Annotated in this window: 8 protein-coding genes; 6 read left to right on the top strand and 2 right to left on the bottom strand. The window is 49.2% G+C overall.

Going from position 1 to position 20361, the window contains the following annotated elements; all coding sequences use genetic code 11:
• The first annotated feature begins 3 nt into the window (after positions 1–3).
• The gene (locus GILYN3_RS10090; protein ID WP_049722863.1) at positions 4–1041 is read left to right on the top strand and encodes a LacI family DNA-binding transcriptional regulator; all 1038 of its coding nucleotides are present in this window, start codon (positions 4–6) and stop codon (positions 1039–1041) included.
• 51 nt (positions 1042–1092) lie between these two features.
• On the opposite strand, the gene GILYN3_RS10085 is transcribed toward GILYN3_RS10090, so the two are convergent.
• On the bottom strand, positions 1093–2601 hold the full coding sequence (locus tag GILYN3_RS10085) for an MFS transporter (protein WP_049722862.1): 1509 nt from the start codon (positions 2599–2601) through the stop codon (positions 1093–1095).
• A 77-nt stretch (positions 2602–2678) separates the two neighbouring features.
• On the bottom strand, positions 2679–5078 hold the full coding sequence (locus tag GILYN3_RS10080; protein ID WP_049722861.1) for a glycoside hydrolase family 15 protein: 2400 nt from the start codon (positions 5076–5078) through the stop codon (positions 2679–2681).
• A 258-nt stretch (positions 5079–5336) separates the two neighbouring features.
• Here GILYN3_RS10080 and GILYN3_RS10075 point away from each other — a divergent pair, with 258 nt between their 5' ends.
• From GILYN3_RS10075 to GILYN3_RS10055, 5 genes are all read left to right on the top strand, one after another.
• A complete protein-coding gene (locus tag GILYN3_RS10075) occupies positions 5337–6968 on the top strand; it encodes an alpha-glucosidase family protein (RefSeq protein ID WP_049722860.1) in 1632 nt (543 codons plus the stop codon).
• Positions 6969–7127: 159 nt separating this feature from the next.
• The gene (locus GILYN3_RS10070) at positions 7128–9923 is read left to right on the top strand and encodes a TonB-dependent receptor (protein WP_049722859.1); all 2796 of its coding nucleotides are present in this window, start codon (positions 7128–7130) and stop codon (positions 9921–9923) included.
• Positions 9924–10021: 98 nt separating this feature from the next.
• Entirely contained in the window at positions 10022–11857 is a 1836-nt protein-coding gene (locus GILYN3_RS10065; protein WP_049722858.1) for a glycoside hydrolase family 13 protein, read from the top strand.
• 559 nt (positions 11858–12416) lie between these two features.
• On the top strand, positions 12417–18911 hold the full coding sequence (locus tag GILYN3_RS10060; RefSeq protein WP_049722857.1) for a starch-binding protein: 6495 nt from the start codon (positions 12417–12419) through the stop codon (positions 18909–18911).
• Positions 18912–18928: 17 nt separating this feature from the next.
• Positions 18929–20317, top strand: a complete 1389-nt coding sequence (locus GILYN3_RS10055; RefSeq protein WP_049722856.1) for a DUF1552 domain-containing protein — start codon at positions 18929–18931, stop codon at positions 20315–20317.
• Positions 20318–20361 lie beyond the last annotated feature (44 nt).

The raw sequence follows: 20361 nt of genomic DNA, 5'->3' as shown, positions 1-20361 counted from the left end.
CGAATGAGCGATCGTAAACCCACATCGTTTGATATTGCCTATCGTGCGGGAGTCTCCCAGGCGACGGTGTCGCGGGCACTTAGAGACAGTCCTTTGGTGAACGCCGAAACTCGCCGGCGAGTACAAGAGATCGCCCTTGAGTTAAATTACAAGGTCGATAAAAATGCCCGCAATTTACGCTCGCAAAAAACCCGCACCGTGGCGTTGTTGCTTAATGAAGACCACGGTACCGGTGATTCTTTAATCAATCCCTTCTTTGTGTCGATGGTGGCCAGTATTATCAGCGCCACGGCTGATCGCAACTACGATTTACTGGTATCGTTTCAGCAATTTAGTGAGGATTGGCACGCCGATTACGAGGACGCTAACCGCGCCGATGGCATTATCTTTTTAGGCTATGGGGACTACACCACTTACGTTAAAAAGCTTACCCACTTAGATGAGCAAAACGCTCATTACATTACCTGGGGGCCGGTATTGCCAGGCCAGCCTGGGGTGTCTATTGGTTGTGATAATTTTAACGGCGCGCGCAAAGCGGTGGAGTATTTATTAAGCTTAGGGCGCCGTGATATCGCTTTTGTGGGAGGCATTTCGGAGGGTAGTCCCGAGTTTAAAAGCCGCTACGAGGGTTATTGCCAAGCGCTTAGCGAGGCGGGTATTACTGTTAACCCGGCGCTGCAAATAGATGCCGAAACCTCAGAGGACGCCGGCTACCAAGCCGCACTGCAGTTGCATCAGCGCGATTTACCGTTTGACGCCATATTTGGTGCCAGCGATTTAATCGCTATTGGCGCTATGAAAGCCCTAGAAGAGGTCGGCTTGAAGGTTCCCGATGATGTTGCCATTATGGGCTTTGACGATATTCCGATGGCAGCCTACACCCATCCGCCGCTGTCTACGGTGCAGCAAAATACCAAATTTGCCGGTGAGTTATTGGTGGATGGATTATTAAAACTGATGGAGGGCGAGCCGCTGGAATCGTTTTTGATTCCCGCCGAGTTAGTCGTGCGCGGTTCGTGTGGTGGTAGCGCTAAAGATTAAAGGGAGCACAGCCTGCTCCCTTTGATTAAGTGGCGCGGGTTACTCGTAGGTTTAGTTGTCGTCGTCATCCACTAGCATCGTAAAGCCGGCCGCAAGGATAAAACACACGCCCCCCAGTACCAGCGCGTAGATACTTTGCCCCTCAAACACGACCCCGACCAATAAGCCCAATAAGCTGGCGGCTAAAATTTGCGGGATCACGATAAAAAAGTTAAAAATCCCCATGAACACGCCCATTTTGTGGCCTGGTAAGGCACAAGACAAAATGGCGTAAGGCATCGAGATAATAGAGGCCCAAGCGCAGCCCACACCCACCATCGACAACAGCAGCCAGCTGGGGTCGCGAATCAATACAAACGAGATAAAACCAGCGGCGCCCAGCAGCAAGTTAATAGCGTGGGTGAGTTTGCGGCCCAGTTTGCGGGTCATTAAAGGGATGATAAATGCCGCCAGCATGGCAAAGCCATTGTAAGAGCCCAGCAATACCCCAGACCAGTCGGCCCCCTCGTTATACAGTGCGCCGCTGGTGTCGGTGGCGCCAAAGTGAAAACTGGCAATCGCGGGGGTGATATAGATCCACATGGCAAATAGAGCAAACCACGAGAAAAACTGCACCACAGCCAACTGCATCATGGTGCACGGCATATGAAACAAATCGTGGGTAACCTGATATACGCCGTGTTGGGTCTTGCCGCTGTTTTGTAACCAGCCGGCCAGCAATTGCAGTAGGCCAAAAACAGCTAAACCGCCGGCCAGAATATACAGCTCGGCCTTTAGCTGTAGGGCGTAAATAAGCCCCGCGCTGGCCAAGCTGCCGGCACACCAAGCAAAACCACCTTTGAGGTAGCGTGCTGCAGGTCGGTGCATAAGATCGGCTGGGGATTCAAGCTGACCTTCGTGAGCATTAAAAGCGGCCAGTTGTTCGGGGGAGTACTCGCGGGTGGTAAAAATTGTCCAACCCATGGCCAGCAGTAGTATCACGCCGCCCAAGGTAAATGAGAAAATCACCGAGTCGGGCACTACGCCGGGCGCCGCGGTGTTGCTCACGCCCCACATATTGGTCATTAACCACGGCAGGGACGATGCCACCACAGAGCCGACACCGATAAAAAACGCCTGCATGACAAACCCCAAGGTACGCTGGCGCTGGGGCAGCATATCGCCGACAAAGGCACGAAACGGCTCCATCGAGATATTAATCGAGGCATCCATAATCCACAGCATACCGGCCGCCATCCAGAGGGTGGGCGAGTGCGGCATGACAAACAGCGCGCCACTGGTCAGCAGAGCGCCGACTAAAAAGTAGGGCCGCCGCCGGCCTAAGCGGTTCCAAGTTTTATCAGAAAAATAACCGACAATGGGCTGTACCAGCAGCCCGGTAATAGGCGCGGCTACCCATAAAATAGGTAGCGCATCGATCTCGGCGCCTAAGGTTTGAAAAATCCGGCTGACATTGGCATTTTGCAATGCAAAGCCAAATTGGATACCGATAAAACCGAAGCACATATTCCAGATGTGCCAGAAGCTTAGTTCTGGACGGGACTTGGCGGCTTGGGACATAAGAGCCTCATTATTTGTTGTTATTAATATAACTGGGGCGCACGAGCGCCCCTAATCGTGATTAAGCCGGTTAAATACTATTGGCTGCGGTAGCGCGCCTCGACACTGGGGTAATGATCCCACACCTTGCGGTCGTTAAGTGAGCGCAGCAGTTTAATATATTCGGCGTGGGTCCAGGCCAGTGGCGTGGCTGAGTTGGTGCCTTGGCCTTTGGCGTACTGATAGGTGCTGTTATCGCCCACCCCGTCCCAAACTTGTTCGGGTAGCATTAGCCCCTCGTTGGCAAAGGCCTCAAGCGCACCGGCATAAGTGTTGTTTAAACCTTTGATGGCGCTATTGTTATTGCTGGCTAAGGCATAGGCCAGTTCGTAATGGCCGCGCTCGCCACTTAAAAAGGGCCATACTCGGCCGCGTTGTTCGGCATGATTTTTACCGCCCACAGCGTAACCGGCACCATCGTTAATACGCTCACCGTAGCCGTCGCCACCGTAGCGGCGCCAGCCCGAGTACTGCTGCCCGTTGTTGTTAAAGTCGTATTTAACTCGCAGGTAATCTGGCAGCTCGGGGTTGTCGATTTCTGCCAGCGAATCGCGGACCGCAGGATCGGTGGCTGCCAGCACGCCATAACGCACCAATTCTAAAAAGCCGGGGTCGACAATCTCGCTTTCGTTGAGCGCGCTCTGGCCGTTGCGCTCCATTAGGGCGCCGTTGTCGTTGGGGTTTTCGTTGCGGTTAATGCGTAAAAAGTAGCGGCCATCGGAGCCATGGCTGGTCAGCGCGCCACTGTTGGTAACGGTGCGTGGTATCAGTTTGGCGACGTACTCGTCGGCGCGGCTTAAATAGTGTTGCGCGCGTTCCGGCTCACCGGCCAGTTCGGCCAGTTCAGCGGCGCTTACCAGTCCGGCAATAACTGCTGCGGTGGTCGAGGGTGAATGTCCTTCTTGCTCCTCCCAGCGCTCTTGTTGGGTAAAGGGTGGATGAATAGTGGCGCGGTTCCAGTCGAGAGAGATGTCGCCGCCATCGGCTAAAAAGTCAGCCGCTGGGCGCAGCATATCGGTATACCATTGGCGCGCTTCGGTATCGCTTAAAATGCCGTCTTGCCAGAGACGCCAGCCCAGCATAATCGGCATAGCCGTTTGATCAAGCTGCACGGCAAACCATTCGAGCGTACCGTCGACATGGGTTTTTTGTAAAAACCAGCCGGGGGTGCCGCTATAGCCAGGGGTTTGTGGGCCAACCTGAACTTTCTTTAAGTAGCGAAACGCCACCTCTGGGGTTTGGGTATCGCCCAACGCCAAAAAGGCCATCGCCACTTGATAAAAATCTCGCGGCCACACAGCTTTATAACCGGTAGCGGATTTGTCCGCCGGGACGATATCGCCCCAAGGGTTAGACAATGAAGCAATCAGTGCACCGGCGTGGGTTTTATCCTCTTGTGCCTTAAGTACCATGGCACTAGCGTAAGCCAGTTGGCCGCCATCGGTGGCACTGGCGCTTAGTGTGGGTAAAGCGCCAAGACTGGCGAGGTAGTCTTGCCAGCCAATGGCATCGCCTGCGCCGTTATAGTCGGCCAGCACTTGTTCAAAACCGCGCTCGAGCGAGGCATCGGCTTGAGTGCGTGCGGCGGTGTCACTGTTGCCAAAGCCCAGGGCAAAATCCCACTGAGCGCTGGTGTTGCTAAGGGTGGGTAGGGTAAGAGCAATACTGACATTACCCGCGGTACTGCCGGTGCTGTGATAAAAGTGGTCTTGGCTGCCGTCGGCTAAGTCGCTTAATAAATCGGATGTACCGACAAAACCTACCGAACCCTGCACTGGGGTTTGGGTGGTCAGCACCATGCTGGTATCGCCCTCGCTGGCGTACCAATATTGTCCTTCGCCACGGGCGCTATCATCGGTGCCAGTGTTGGCGATGTGAGGGTTGGCGACTAAGTGCGCGGTGATATTGTCGGTTAGTGCGGTAAAGGTTACTCGCTGCAGTAGGGTTTGCTGCTCCGGATCGGTAACGATTTGTTTTTCAATTTGATATAAACCGTCTTTGTCTGTATTGGTAATTTTATACGCGAGTGACAGCGGTCGACCTTGCTCGTCGGTGTGCAAATATTCGATGCGGCTGTTGGTGGCCTCTTGTTCCAGCTCGACAAAACCTGGGCCGCTAATCACAAATTGCATGTCTTTTAGTTGTGCTTGGTGAATCAAGCCGTACATGGTTTCCGTTACGATGCCCTCGGCCACAGAAAACCACACCTTAGATACCGTGCCGGTATCGGCCTGATCACTGTACTCACCGTTTACATATTGCTCATAACTGGTGCCAATACCGGTTTTACCCGAGTAAGCCCATGTGGGCGCGTTGCCGGGTGCACCGGGGGCCACTGATGTGGTTAGCGGGTCGCGGCTGGCGGTGTCGTTACACGCGGCTAAAGTGGCAACGGCAATACTGCCAATAAGGCTGGGGAGTAATCTTGCAAGGGTCATGTTGTGTCTCTCTTATCGTTTATAGCTCAGCGCTTGCACAAATTTCGGCGCAGCAATAGAGCGTAGATGTTCAAGATAATCGAGCCACTGGGGGGGCGGCAACCAAATGAATACGTATTCATCGGCTTTTGGCGTTGCATACGAATGCAGGATCTTGCGTGTGTTTGGCTCGGTGAATTAGTCTTTTAACCAAGCTGACAATAACAAATGCCGAAAACTCGACAAGCGCCGAGTGGGCATGCACTTTTAGGAAGTATCATGCAAAACACCCCTTGGTGGCGCGGTGCCATTATTTATCAGGTTTACCCACGTTCTTTGATGGACAGCAATGGCGATGGCGTGGGCGATATCGCCGGTATTATCGATAAGCTAGATTACATTGCCAGTTTGGGGGTGGATGCGATTTGGGTTTCCCCATTTTTTCGCTCGCCGATGAAAGATTTTGGTTATGACATTAGTGATTATCGCGATGTCGACCCGCTGTTTGGTAATCTCGACGATATTGATCGGCTAATTGCCGAGGCGCATCGGCGGGGCATAAAGCTGATTATTGATCAGGTGCTTAGTCATACATCTGATCAGCACGCTTGGTTTCAGCAAAGCCGCGAGTCAAAAGATAACGCCAAAGCTGACTGGTATGTGTGGGCCGATCCGAGCGAGGATGGCACCCCACCCAATAATTGGTTGGCCATTTTTGGTGGTAGCGCTTGGGAGTGGGAGCCACGTCGCGAGCAGTATTACCTGCATAACTTTTTGAAAAGTCAGCCAGATCTCAACTTTCACAACCCCCAAGTACGCGCGCAAATTTTGTCCGAGGTAGAGTTTTGGTTAAAGCGTGGAGTTGATGGTTTACGGTTGGATGCGATTAACTTTTGTTTTCACGATCAACAGTTACGTGACAACCCCGCTAAGCCAGTTGCCGAGCGTAAAGGCAGAGGCTTTAGTGAGGACAATCCTTACGCGTTTCAGCGTCATATCTTTGATAACACTCGTCCCGAAAACTTGGGTTTTATGGAAGAGATTCGCAGTCTGATGGACCGTTACCCCGGCGCGGTAACTTTGGGCGAAATTTCATCAGAAGATTCATTGGCCACCATGGCCGAATATACCCAAGGCAATAAACGCCTGCATATGGCATATAGTTTTGAGTTGTTATCTGATGAGTTTTCGGCCGCTTATATTCGTCAAACTGTAGAAACCCTAGAGCAAGGTTTGGGTGAAGGTTGGCCCTGCTGGGCTATCGGTAATCACGATGTCGCTCGGGTGGTAAGCCGCTGGGGTGCAGGCAATCAATCGCCGCAGCTGGCTAAAGTGCTTAACGCCATGCTGTTTTCACTGCGCGGCAGCATTTGTAGTTATCAAGGTGAAGAGCTGGGGTTAACCGAGGCAAGCATTGAACAGCACCAGCTGCAGGACCCTTACGGAATTACTTTTTGGCCTCGCTTTAAAGGTCGCGACGGTTGTCGTACGCCAATGCCGTGGAGCGACGAGGCTAATGGCGGTTTTACCGCTGCAGTTCCTTGGTTGCCGGTGCCGCAAGAGCATTTGCTCCGCGCTGTGTCGGTGCAGGATCCCAATAAAGATTCAGTGCTGAATGCTTATCGCCACTTTACCCAGTGGCGCAAACAACAGCCTGCCTTGTTGTGGGGCGATATTCAGTTTTACGATTTAGGTAAAAACGTTTTAGCTTTTAGTCGTCAAACGGCCGAACAAACGCTGTTGGCTGTATTTAATTTATCGGCCGAGGACGTGCGCGCTACTTTACCCTCAGAGTTAAACGAAAATGGTGGACTTGATCCGTTAACCGGGCATGGATTTTCTGGGATGAAGCAAGCTGAAGTTTTGGTGTTGCCGGCCTTTGATGCTTACTTTGCCGTAATTAATCAGTAATAAGCGTTTTAATCTGTGCTATTGCATCAATTTATATGATGGCCGATTGAATACGTATGCAATGCATTGCCTGTTTAGTAATGGCTGATTAATATCAATGCAAATGGCACTTTACGCTACATAAAATTAATAAAAAAGGCTCCGGCCTAGGGTGGTCACATGATTAAAAAGCAATTCAATCCGTTTTTGGCGATGTTATCGTCGTTAACCTTATTGGCTGGCTCACAAATGGTTTACGCTCAGCAAGATGCGGTGGTAGCCGATGAGCTGTTAGAGGAGGTCGTTGTTAAGGGCTTCCGCGTCAGTGTTGCCAGCTCTGTCGAAGAAAAGCGTGATGCCGATACAATCGTTGAGGCTATCTCGGCCGATGAGCTGGGTATTTTACCCGACACCTCTATTGGTGATGCCTTGGCTCGTCTGCCGGGTGTCACTTTACTGCGTGCTGGTGGCCAAGCCGGTAAGATCAATATTCGTGGTTTAACCGGTGATTTTGTTCAAACCACTTTAAACGGACGCGAGCAAACTGCCACCAGTGGCTCTCGTCAAGTAGAGTTTGATCAGTACCCCTCAGATTTAATCTCTGGTGCAAAAGTTTACAAGTCACCAAAAGCCTCTTTGATAGAAGGTGGTGTAGCCGGCACTGTAGAAATGCAAACGGCCAGTCCACTGGATAACGCCGAAGCACACAAGTTTAATGTCAACTTACGCGGAAGCTACAATGATCGCGCCGACGAAGCGGTCGGTGCCGATGATTACGGTTACCGCTTTAGTGCCGCGTATCAAGGCAAGTTTGCCGACGATACCATCGGTGTTGCGTTAGGTTATTCGCGCATGACGGCGCCCTATGTCAACACGCAATTTGCGGGTTTTGCCTACACTAACTCGTGGGATGTAAACAACGACGGCCAAGATAACTCGGTGAGTGAAGGCTTTGAGATGCAGCAGCGCGGAGGTGAAGAAATTCGCGATGGTTATGCTGCTACTATTCAGTGGGAACCCAGTGAAAACTTCACCTTAAAAGGCGATGTGTTTTATACCACTTTTGATTCAGAAGCATTTGCCCGTGGTTTTAGGGTAAAAACTTTAGCCAATGGCGAGCTCACTAATTTAGCCATTCAACCTAACGGCGCTATTACGGGAGCCACCATTACTCCTTGGTCCGATAACGATTACTTTGCGGTGCAAACCACTAACGATGATGAGTCTCGTTACCGTGAGTCTATATCTGGTGGCATTAATGCCGAGTGGCGTGATGGCCCTTGGACGGTTGCGTTAGACATCTCGCGTTCGGAAGCCGATCAAACCTTTACCAACTCGGTAACTTGGAGTATGCCGTTTGAAGACATGAGCGCGGCCACTTTAATGCCAGAGCGTGATTTGTCGGTTAGTTATTTACTGCATGGCCAAAATGTTCCAGATATCAGTTACTCGAACGCCTCTGACTACACCAATCTAAATAAAATGGGTTTGGCTAAGGTCGGTGTTTACCCTTATGAAAACACCGATGTGTTGGATGCCTTTAAAGCGGATATACAATACGATATTTCTGACAGCTCATTATTTTCATCGTTTGAATTTGGTGTGCGCTACTCTGAGCGTACCTATAGCGCCGACCGCAGTGTGTTTGAGTACGGTCATGACTTTGGCTTAAACAGTAGCGCCACACCTGATCAGCCGGCCTTAGCGTTAACTGATAACACGGCCAGTGTGGTTAACTTTGCCAGCGAGTTTGCTAACTTCCCAAGCTTCTTGATGGTCGATGCTATGGCGGTTTTAGCCGAGCACGGTATTACTCCAACACCGATTAAAAATTGGAATAATAACTGGACTTTAATTCAGTCGGGCGAAGTGTATGAAGATGTCTTGGCCGGTTATATTCAGGCCAATATTAACACTGAGCTAATGGGTAAAACGTTAACTGGTAATGTGGGTGTGCGAATTGTTGAAACCGATCAGAGCAGTTCGGGTTTACAACAATTGCAGGGCGCCGAATTGGGTTCAGGGCCAGATATTGTTGATGGCAACGGTGTGGTAAGCAACGATTACCTACCTGTAGTGCGCGGTAAAAAGTTTACTGATTATTTGCCGTCTATTAACTTAAATTACCATTTAACCGAAAACGACTACCTACGTTTTGGTGCGGCTAAAGTAATGGGCCGTGTGCCATTGCAAAAGCTGAAGTCGGGCGGTGGCTCTTGGGCCTCTGACGGCAAGTTTAATATGTGGGGTAATACCAGCCCGTTCTTGGATCCGTTTTACGCGACTCAGTACGATTTGTCCTACGAGCATTACTTTGACGATACCAGCGGTAACGTATTTGCAGCGTTGTTTTATAAGGATATTGAATCGTTTATCGAAGATTCCACCATCTACAACTATCCTTTCGCGGATAACGGTATCTTAGTACCTACCGATCCGACGACCGGTGAGGCTTTTGCCAATGGTGAGTATCAAACGGCGGTTAACAACGACAAAGGCGGTTACATTCGCGGTATTGAATTAGGTTATAACCAAGCTTTCGATTTCTTACCTGGTGCATTGTCTGGTTTGGGCTTTACCGGTAGTTACTCATATACAGAAAGCGAAGTGGAAAACATCATCTCTAGCGGCGCCGTTGGCTGGGATGCAACCCTGCCTGGGCTTGCACCTAACGTGTTTACTGGGACCTTGTTTTATGATTACGAAGGTTTCTCGACACGCTTATCCGTTAACTACCGCGATGCATTTGTTAATGAAGAAGTGATGGCCGAGAACCCACAAAACGTCTATTACGCGGAAGAGACCATACTGAACTATCAGGCGTCTTACTCGTTTGATAGCGGTTTAAGTGTTAATTTCCAAATCAGTAACTTAACCGATGAACCGTCTTTGACTTATTTTGGTGAGTCGGCGCAAACCGGTAATGTTAACTATTATGGACGTCAAATATTTGCAGGTGTTAACTACTCGTTTTAATCTCTAGCGCGTAATGTTTTATCCCCTTATGTGGTAATCTTTGCCGGCTCTGTATAAAACAGTGCCGGCATTTTTTTGTTTAAATAATAGGTAATAGCATGAAATATTGGCTTGTATTAACAGTACTAATGCCGCTGTTGGCTTTTGCTAATGGCATCGATAGAGTCGAGCCGCCGTCGTGGTGGGTAGGTATGGACAGTGCCAAGTTGCAGCTTTTGGTGCACGGCAAGAATATCGGTCAACTGCAGCCTAAGCTCGACCATCCTGGGGTTAGTGTCGTTAATGTACATAAAGCCGATAGCCCTAATTATTTATTTATTGATTTACGTATCGACCCCGATGCCGCTGTCGGCGAAATGACACTAGAATTTTACCAGGGCGAAACATTGACCACCCGCTGGCCGTATTCGCTGCAAGCTCGGGTCGACGACTCGGCTAAGCGCCAAGGTTTTTCTGCTAAAGATGTTATTTACCTGATCACCCCTGATCGTTTTGCTAATGGTAACCCCAGTAACGACAGTGTTGCCAGTCTAGCAGAAGGTCTTACCCGCGATGCGCCCGGCGGCCGTCATGGCGGTGATTTAGCCGGCATTATGAATCACCTCGATTACATCAGTGATATGGGTTTTACTCAGTTGTGGCTCAATCCCGTGTTAGAAAATGCTCAGCCAGAATATTCTTACCACGGTTACGCCATCACAGATTTTTATCGGGTTGATCCGCGCTTTGGCAGCAACGATCAATATCTGGCGTTGGCGCAACAGGCACGTCAGCAAGGCGTTGGTCTGATTATGGATGTTGTGCTTAACCACTGCGGCTCGGAGCATTGGTGGATGGCTGATGCGCCTTTTACTGACTGGATTAATTTTTCCGGTGAGTTCTCGCCCACGACACACCGCCGCACTACTTTACGCGATCCGCACGCAGCCGCCAGCGATACTCGACAATTCACCGATGGTTGGTTCGTGCCAACCATGCCAGACTTAAATCAGCGCAACGAGTTTATGGCAGAATACTTGATTCAAAACAGTCTGTGGTGGATCGAATATGCGGGCTTAAGTGGTGTGCGGGTGGATACTTACTCCTACCCCGATAAAAACTTTTTAGTCGCTTGGGGTGAGCGTGTCATGGCCGAATACCCCAATTTTAATATCGTCGGTGAAGAGTGGTCTAACAACCCTGCGATTGTCTCTTATTGGCAGACGGGCAAGCATAACCCCGATGGCTACCAACCTCAGCTGCCAAGTTTAATGGACTTTTCTTTGCAGACGGCGCTTATTAATGCGCTAACCCATGAAGAAAGCTGGGGTGAAGGGATGATCGAGTTGTACGAAGCATTAAGCAACGATTTCTTATACCCTAATCCAGATAACTTAGTTGTGTTTGCCGATAATCATGATATGAGCCGAATTTATACTCAATTGAATGAAAACTACGACCTCTGGCAACAGGCGATGGTGTATTTGTTAACAACTCGTGGAATTCCGCAAATTTATTACGGTACAGAAATTTTAATGACCAATCCAGGCACTGAAGATCATGGCGTTATTCGCACAGATTTTCCTGGCGGGTGGCCCGATGACAAGATTAATGCTTTTACCGCTAAGGGGTTGAGTAAAGATTCTAAGCGCGCACAAGATCTTTTACGTAAATTATTAAATTGGCGTAAAAATAACGCGGCTATTACCGAAGGACGCTTAGTGCACTATGCTCCCCAAAATGGCGTTTATGTATATTTTAATATTGCTGAAAAATCGGAAGTCATGACTATTATTAATCATAGTGATAAAGCTCGTGAGTTAAAGTTAGACCGGTTTTCTGATTTATTGGCAGGATCAAATAAAGGTGTGGATGTTATGAGTGATAAGTTAGTTAAACTTACAGAATCGTTGAGGTTGGCACCTATGAGCTCACAGATAATTGAATTGCAATAGCCAATAAAACGCCATATTTTATGGTTATTATTAAAAAATTACTTAAATCTTTGTGGCGGTAATATTATTGCGCCATAAGGATTTTTGTTGTTCGTTAAATGTTAATTATGCCTTAAGGTCTACCCGACAATAACCTTGTTTAAATTTTCTGCATACGTATTCATATTGAACAAAAACTGTTCTATCAATAATCTAGTTCCATAGGCTAAATAGCGCCGAGATATTAAACGAAGCCACTAATAATAATGAGGGCTAACATGAATATATCAAAAATCTTTATTTCCCCCCAGAGCACTTGTCTGCCCCTTTCTTGCTGACGACTTTTTTGCAATAAATTTATATCTGTTGCGTTTCTATAGAATAGTAATAGAAGCATAACTGATAAAACGCTCGAAAGACTGAATTCTGTATACAAGAATTTAGTGTAGGTAAGCTCGCGCCTAAAAATTATTAGCTGTTGATTTTCGCGAGCATAAGTAATTTTATGCGCTTAAAGTTTGGCGCGTTATTCCAATAATGGTGCTCGTTGAGTGCTCATAATAAAACTGGATAGATTGCTATGATTGACGACAATCGCATGATTACGCCCACCTTGCGCCCGCATTTGGCTTTGTTGGCACTGCTGTTTACTTTTTTTCTGGCCATGCCAGCAAAAGCTCAGTTGTGGGATAACGCCTACTTTAGAGGGACCGCTAATAACTGGGAGGTTGCGGCGCTAGATTATAACGCTACAACCCAAACGTGGCAGACAACCCAAACTTTTTCCACCGACAATCCACGATTTAAAATAACGCGGTTTGATAACTGGAGTGAAGCTTACCCTGCGAATGATTATTTAGTGACGCAGGGAGAAGGTCGTTACCAGATTAGTTTTAATGATAACAATCACGCCATCACTTTAACGAAGCTCGCGACTGCTCCTGCAACCCCGATAGCAGAGCACGCTATATGCTATGACAATCCCGATAACTTTGCCCAAGGTTACGTTTACCTATGGAATGCCAATCCGGTTCAGTCTGTCACTAACTTGGATCAGTGGCCCGGTTACCCGTTGACAAAAATTGATAACTATCTGTGTTTTGATTTGATGCCTTTACTGCAGGGCGATATTAAACCTAACAGTATAAATGTGATATTTCATAATAATGCCGGGCAACAAACCGACGATTTATTATTTAATGAGGCGGCTTGTTTTAATGATAATCAATGGCAAAGCTTAACATCGTGTGGTTTTAACCCAGAGGAGCCAGAGTTTACTCTGGATGTTGGGGCTGACCTTAACGTTGAGGCGGGAGGCATTGTTACTTTAAGTGCAAACCCCAGCAATGGCGCTATCAGCACTCTTGAATGGTCCAGTGATGCTTGGGACGGGGTCTTGTCAGGTAACTTGATTAACTCGCCAGCACTAACTGTGGCGGGTAGTTATACCGTCACCGCCACGGCGATTTCAAGCGCCGATGCGCTGGCCAGTGATAGCTTCTTGCTAACGGTTGATCCTGCTCCGGTGGCGGATCAGGTTAATGCCAACAGTGTGTGTTTTAGCAACCCTGATCATTATCAGGCTCCTCATATTTACCTGTGGGATGCGGCTCCAGCCGGATCATTAACCGCAACTTCGGGTTGGCCTGGCGATGCAATGACACAGGTGGGTGAGGTTTATTGTTTTGATTTAACCCCTTATTTACTCGGTGTGATGCCGGAGTCGGTGAATGTTATTTTTAATAATGCCGATGCGCAGCAAACACCAGATTTAACGTTTACAACTAACGCGTGTTACACCGCGCAGGGTTGGCGCGCGTTGGCTGAATGCGGCGTGTCGTTGGGCGATCAAAAGCCATTGGCTAATGCCGGTGAAGATCGGGTGATATCGATTGGTTCGAGCGTTAATTTGTCGGCTCTGGGCTCCAGTGGTGTTTATCAAGAGGCTCGCTGGAGTAGTGATGAGTGGCCTGATACGTTAATTGGCGAGCAGGTGACGAGCCCAGTTTTTACCCGCGCAGGTGAGTATACCGTGACCTTAACGTTAATGGCGGCCAATGGCGTCACGGATAGCGACGTTTTGCAGGTGACAGTTATTGCAGACGGCAGTGCGCCGGGGATGAGCGAGCGGCTGCTGTTGGCACAGCCACATAATTTGCCTATTGAAGGTAGCGTCTCTCAGGGTAACTATCGCTTTGAAGTTGCCTACCCTAATTTGACCAATCAGTTTATGTCGCCGGTGATGATTATCCCCGAGCCCATCAGCGGTTTAATGTTTGTGGTAGATAAGCCTGGGGTTATTTACGCGTTTCCCGATACAGCAACAGTAACACCCGCCGATGTGCTTACACTGCTCGATATTTCGGCTCAGGTTAAAAATTATCACGAACAAGGTTTGCTAAGTATTGCCTTTGACCCTAATTACGCCAGCAATGGTTTTATTTATGGTTATTATATTAACGGTAGCGATGATAATGAGCGTGAAGCCAACGGCCAGTTTGGAGATGGGGTGCTGCAGCGCTGGAGCATTAATGATCCTTATAACCCCACCAGCATTAATGCCGGCTCGGCGACCGAGCTGTTGCGTATCGCGCAGCCAGGCCCAGATCATAAAGGCGGCATGCTGCAATTTAGTCCCGAGGACAACTATCTTTATTTAAGTGTTGGCGATGGCGCTTACGGTCACAGTGCCATCACCGCTTACCCAGAAGATCCACGTACTAATAACAACGCCCAAGTCACCAGTAATTTATTGGGCACGATAATTCGTATTAACCCAATCGAGCAGGCGTTGAACGGTAAATATTATGAAGTGCCCAGCGACAACCCGTTTGTCGGTGTGCCGGGGTTTCGCCCAGAAATCTGGTCGTATGGGCATCGCAACCCTTGGCGTTGGGCGTTTGATAGCGAGGCACCTTATACCCTGTGGGAAACCGAAGTCGGACAAGCTGGTTTTGAAGAAGTTAATCTGATTGAAAAAGGTAAAAATTACGGCTGGCCGATCTGCGAAGGTAGTAATAATCGCGGTGATTTAGGTGGCGACAGCAGTAAAGATTGCAGCACCGATTTTGAGCCACCAAGGGAAGGCTATAACCACCCAGTAGGCCGCTCTATTATTGGCGGTGTTGTTTATCGTGGTAATGCTTTGCCGGGGCTGAGCGGACGCTTTGTTTTTGGTGATTATGTTACTAAAAAAATATGGGCTATTGCCGATGGAGAGGCTAAAACTTTAGTCAGTGATGCCTTTCCTGAAAACATCGCCTCATTTGGCACCGGTATTGATGGCGAGTCGCTACTGGTATCAACGTACGGTGTAGAGTACGGCGGCAATTCGACGATTTATCGTGTACTGGATGATGATGCGGAGCGGGCCATTATTCCTGCACAGCTTTCGGCTACCGGTTTGTTTGCAAGTTTACAACCGTTGGTTCCGCTTACCGGAGTCATCGAGTATCAGGTTAATTCACCCGGTTGGTTTGATGGCGCCGAGCTGCGTCACTTTATGGTAATTCCTAAAGATAAGGCCATAAGCTTTTCGGCAACCGATGATTGGAGTTTACCGATAGGTTCGGTGTTGATTAAACATAAAACCGTGAGCGCGACCGATGGCAGCTCGGTGCCCTTTACCACCTCGGTGCTGTTTCGTCAGCAAGACGGAAAATGGCAAGCGGCCAATTATTTATGGAATAGCGATCACAGCGACGCCACTTTGGTTGCCGAGACCACCACGGTTAGCAATACCGATGCCGAGGGGCGCGAGCGCGCCGTGCAGTCGGCCGCCGATTGTGGTTCGTGCCATACTGGCAACGGTAGTCGCGATCCGCTGGCTATGCATACTCGCCAACTTAATCGAGATTTTAATTACGCCGGCGTGATCGATAATCAAATCGATGCACTTAATTATGTTGCAATGTTTACCAGCGGTATCGATAGCGCCGATCATTACCAAGCGTTTAGCGCCTTAGAGGATACCACTGCGAGTGAGACTCAACGAGCTAAAGCGTATCTGGCGACGAACTGTGCCCACTGTCACTCCAGCAGTTTTATGGACTTGCGCTACGATACACCGCTGGCCGATATGAAACTGCTTAACGTGCAAACTACCGGTGGCAAGTATCGTTTAAAACCTTTTAGCCCCACCGATAGCTTATTGCATATTTATCAAGTTACCGATGGCAACCGTATGCCCAAAGGAACGCTTTATACCAATCCTGAAGCCGACACATTCTTTAATGATTGGATAACCGCAGCAGGTGCTCAACAAATTGCACTTCGCATTGTGATGGATGATACGACCAACCCCGGTGACGCTATTAGCGCGCAAATAGAAGCGGTGTACGACAATGGCTTTAACGCCGCGGTCGATACCATTACGGCGGCCACGACCAGTCATCCGGAAATTCTTGAGGTGGAATCTATTACCGGTAATACCGTTGTGTTGCGCGCCTTGGCAGTGGGGTCGGCGAGTGTAACGGTACAAGCGGAAGGTTATGTCAGTACGGCGGATGTAACGGTTGTCGGGGCTGATACTGCGGTTACCGCGATCGCTATTTCACCCGCTCAAGTAACGGTTGCTACGCAACAACAGCTAGTGGCTTACGGCTTAAGAGCCGATGGCAGCAAGGTTAATTTGTTTGGTTTGGCAAGCTGGCAAGTAACCGCAGGCGCTAATGCGATAACGGTAGATGATCAAGGAATATTGCGCCGGATAGGCGATGGCCCTGGGACTGTTACCGCGCAAGTAGGTGAGTTGGTTGCCAGTGCCGAGATTATTGCACCTGTGCAGGGCTTGGCATTGCGTTACGACAATAGCAATAACTGGGAAAATGTTTACGCCCATTTATGGGTAACCGTTAACGGGGTTGATCAACCTCTTGCGCCTTGGCCGGGAGTAGCAATGACGGCCGATAATGACGGTAATTGGTGGAGCTATTATATCGAGCCTGATTTGCTGCCTAATGGTAGCGTCAACGTCGTGTTTAATAACAATGATAATGGCGAGCAGTCAGAAAATATAATCGATGTCTCAGAGTCGTCTAGTTATCAAAATGGCGAGTTACAACGATGGGATGGCGGTGATGCTAATGGCGCTGATATTTATCGTTTGGCCGTTATTGGTGGCAGTACCGCTAATAACGAGCGCGATTTTCCGCAGGGTAGCGTGGTGACGGTAACGGCTGATACGCCCCCCTTGGGGACCGAATTTAGTGGCTGGCAAGGCGATGGTGCGGCGTTTATTGTCGGTGCGCTCAGCACTCCAGTAGCCCAGGTGTTGATCCCCGAGCATAACGTATCGTTGCAAGCGTTATTTACCGGTAGCGTCGACGAGTATCAAGCTGGCCGTGATCTTTATGCTGCGCAATGCGCAAGCTGTCATGGCAGTGATGGTAGTGGCGGTGTTGCGAAGGCGGTTAACAACTTAGATAACACGTGGAATCAAAGTTTACTGAGCAGTTATATTGCCAACTTTATGCCTATGGATAATACCGCTAGCTGTAGTGGTAATAGTGAAGGTGAGTGTGCCTTTGAAATCTCTAGCATGATGATCAATGATGCTTGGGAGCAGAAGGTGTGCACGGGAGCCGAGTGCGAGGGCAATGCCATTGATGCACGGAACTTGCGCTTACTGACAAAAGAGGAATATCTCAATAGCGTCAGAGACATCTTTAATATTAATTTCGCAACAGAAATAATGAATACCGTTCCAACCGATGGCCGCTACCGAAATTTTACCACGGCTTCTTATCTAACCTCGGATTACGACCGCACGTTAGGTTATCAAATGGTGGCCAAAGAACTTACAGAGCAAGCTATAACTCGTTATACCTTTAACGGTTTAGAGGTTGGCTGCCAAGATGCTCGTTGCGCCATTAATGGTTTGGGTAAACGTTTATTCCGTCGCCCGCTGTCGAGCACCGAGGCGGATGCCTATGTTGCTTTGTACAGTGCCGATGATGCTGGCCGCAGTGCGTTGCAAGCGATGCTAATGTCGCCGCACTTTATGTACCGCTCAGAGCTCGGCCAGTTGAATGCAGAGTCGGGTTTGTATCAACTGTCGCCTTATGAAATCGTGACTTCTTTGGCCTATACCTTTTGGGGTACTACGCCAGATGCAACACTGTTGGCGGCGGCCACTGAAGGCGACATAGATATTAATAGTCTATTCACCTATGTGCTTAATGATGCTCGTGCCGAACAAGGTTTACGGCGCTTTATTAACGGCTGGCTGATCAACAACCAGTACCCGTTCCCGGCGATTTCTGACACAGACTTAGTCGTAGCGTTAAAAGAGGAGACTGTGCGTTTTGTTTTAGAAAATATTGAATCAAATATGCCGTTCTCGGAATTACTTTTGGCCGAATACACCCAGGCGAATGATCTGGTGGCGGATCATTATGATCTTGCCGGCTCTGCAGCCGGCGGTTGGGGGCAGCGCAGTTATGCGGCCGACGACCCACGCTCTGGCGCAGGCTTGTTGGGACACGCGAGCTTTTTAGCCTCGCGCACTAACACGATTAATCCGTCGCCTATTAAGCGCGGTGTATTTGTGCGCGAGATGCTGATGTGCCAAGAGTTTCCGCCACCGGCGGCCGCTAACTTTGATATAACGTTTGAAGCGGATGACAGCAACCGCGACGCTACATCGCGCCACACCAGCGAACCGGCTTGCCGTGCTTGTCACCAGTTTATCGACGGTATTGGGTTTGGATTTGAACGTTACGACAGCCAAGGGTTGTATCGGGTGATTGAAACGCTGGGTAATGGCGAAACTCAAACAATTGACGCCAGCGGATCAATTAAAAGTTTGTACTCGCCCGAGACTGTTATGGACCCAGACAGTGAGGCGGTGCCGTATCATTCGATCGCTGAATTGGCCGAATTGATTGCCGGCAGTGGTCAAGGAGAGGCGTGTTTTGCGCGCCAGTTTTATCGCTATTTGGTGGGTCGTGAAGAAAACGAGCTAAGCGATGAAATTATCATTCGAACTTTTAGCCAAGATCTGCGTAACGGTGGTGGTATGCGTGACATGCTGAAAGACTTGGTGTTATCCGAAAGTTTTACTCAACGCCGTTAAGCGATAGGAGAATGACAATGACAAAAATAACAAATCAGTCACGGCGTAAGTTGTTAATTAATATGGCTCGCAGTGGTGCGCTGCTGCCATTTGTCGGTCAGATGCTGGGGCAAAATGTGTATGCCCAAACAGGAATGGCGCAGCGGGTATTGTTTTTATATTACCCCAATGGTGTGGTTCCCTATAATTGGCAGCCGAGCCAGTTTGATGGCAGCATTGGTGGCTCGCAAGAATTAAGCTTCGGTTTGGGGCCGTTGGCTAATTGGCATGATCGGTTAATTATTTTAAAAAATTTAACCCTAGATATTGGTTCGGGTGCTGGCGCTCATTACAACGACATGCGCGGTATTTTAACGGGCAATAAAGATATCAGTACCGGTAGCGCCAGCATCGATCATTTAATTGCCGAGCAGCTGGGGAGTGAAGGAGTGCTGAGTCTTGGGGTACGCACAGGTCCTAAATCCGACATTATGATTTCTAAACCGCGTAATGTTACAACCACTCAGCGGCCGATTCCTAATAACGATCCACGTGATGTGGCGACTAAACTGGCATTGGGTATTGGCAATGTAGATAGCCCACAATCGGATGAAATGCGCCGAACCTATGAGGCTATTTTGGCCGACTTTGACTCATTGGCAAATGCCACGCTCGACAGTGTGCGACGAGCTAAGCTAGATATGCACGAGAACGCGCTAAAGCGATTAAAAGATCAGTCGAGTGTGCAAGTGGGCGAGTGTGTATTTAATACCAATGTGCTGGCCGACCCTTACGCCAACTCCAGCCAAGAATTAAATCAAACCGAGTGGCAAATGTTTCCGCATTTGTGTCGCGCTCAAATTGATAACATTGTGGGCGCCTTTTCTTGTGGTTTGCATCGTGTGGCTACACTGCAACTATCCAAGGGTGATGAAAACGGTAACTTGGTAAACTACTCGTTTGATGAGTGTTGGCAAATGGCGCAGCAAGCGATTGCTCAGGGTATTCAATCCAGTCAGGGTGGTGATCCAGTCAGTTCGATGACTCGTTGGTACAACGAGTTTGCCAGCCACAGTGCATCGCACAGACCGGGCGATGTACCACATACGGCGCAGGTGCGTTGGTATCATTCGCTGCTGGCTTACACGTTAGAGCAGTTAAACAACAAAGGGCTGCTGGACGACACGCTAGTGGTGATGTTCTCGGAAGTGGGGGATGGCTCGCAACACGGCGGCGCGGCGGGGGCGGTAACTCTTGCGGGTGGTGCCGGCGGTGCGCTGAGTAGCGGGCGAATTATTCACTGCGGCAATGGTAGCAATGAAAGCCAGCAGCGGATTTGGGGCACTCACCAATTGTTTGGCGATGTGGCGCGCTTAATGGGGGTTAATTCTTTGCCCGAACCTTATTGGACCGGCGGCGTGGTGTAGTCGCAGTTGCATACGTATTCACCGCAAGTGGGTGGCTGTATACG

The organism is Gilvimarinus polysaccharolyticus, from assembly GCF_001187555.1.
GTDB classification, from domain to species: Bacteria; Pseudomonadota; Gammaproteobacteria; order Pseudomonadales; family Cellvibrionaceae; genus Gilvimarinus; species Gilvimarinus polysaccharolyticus.
The sequence above is the reverse complement of the archived record's forward strand: the minus strand, read 5'-3'. Positions and strand labels throughout refer to the sequence as shown.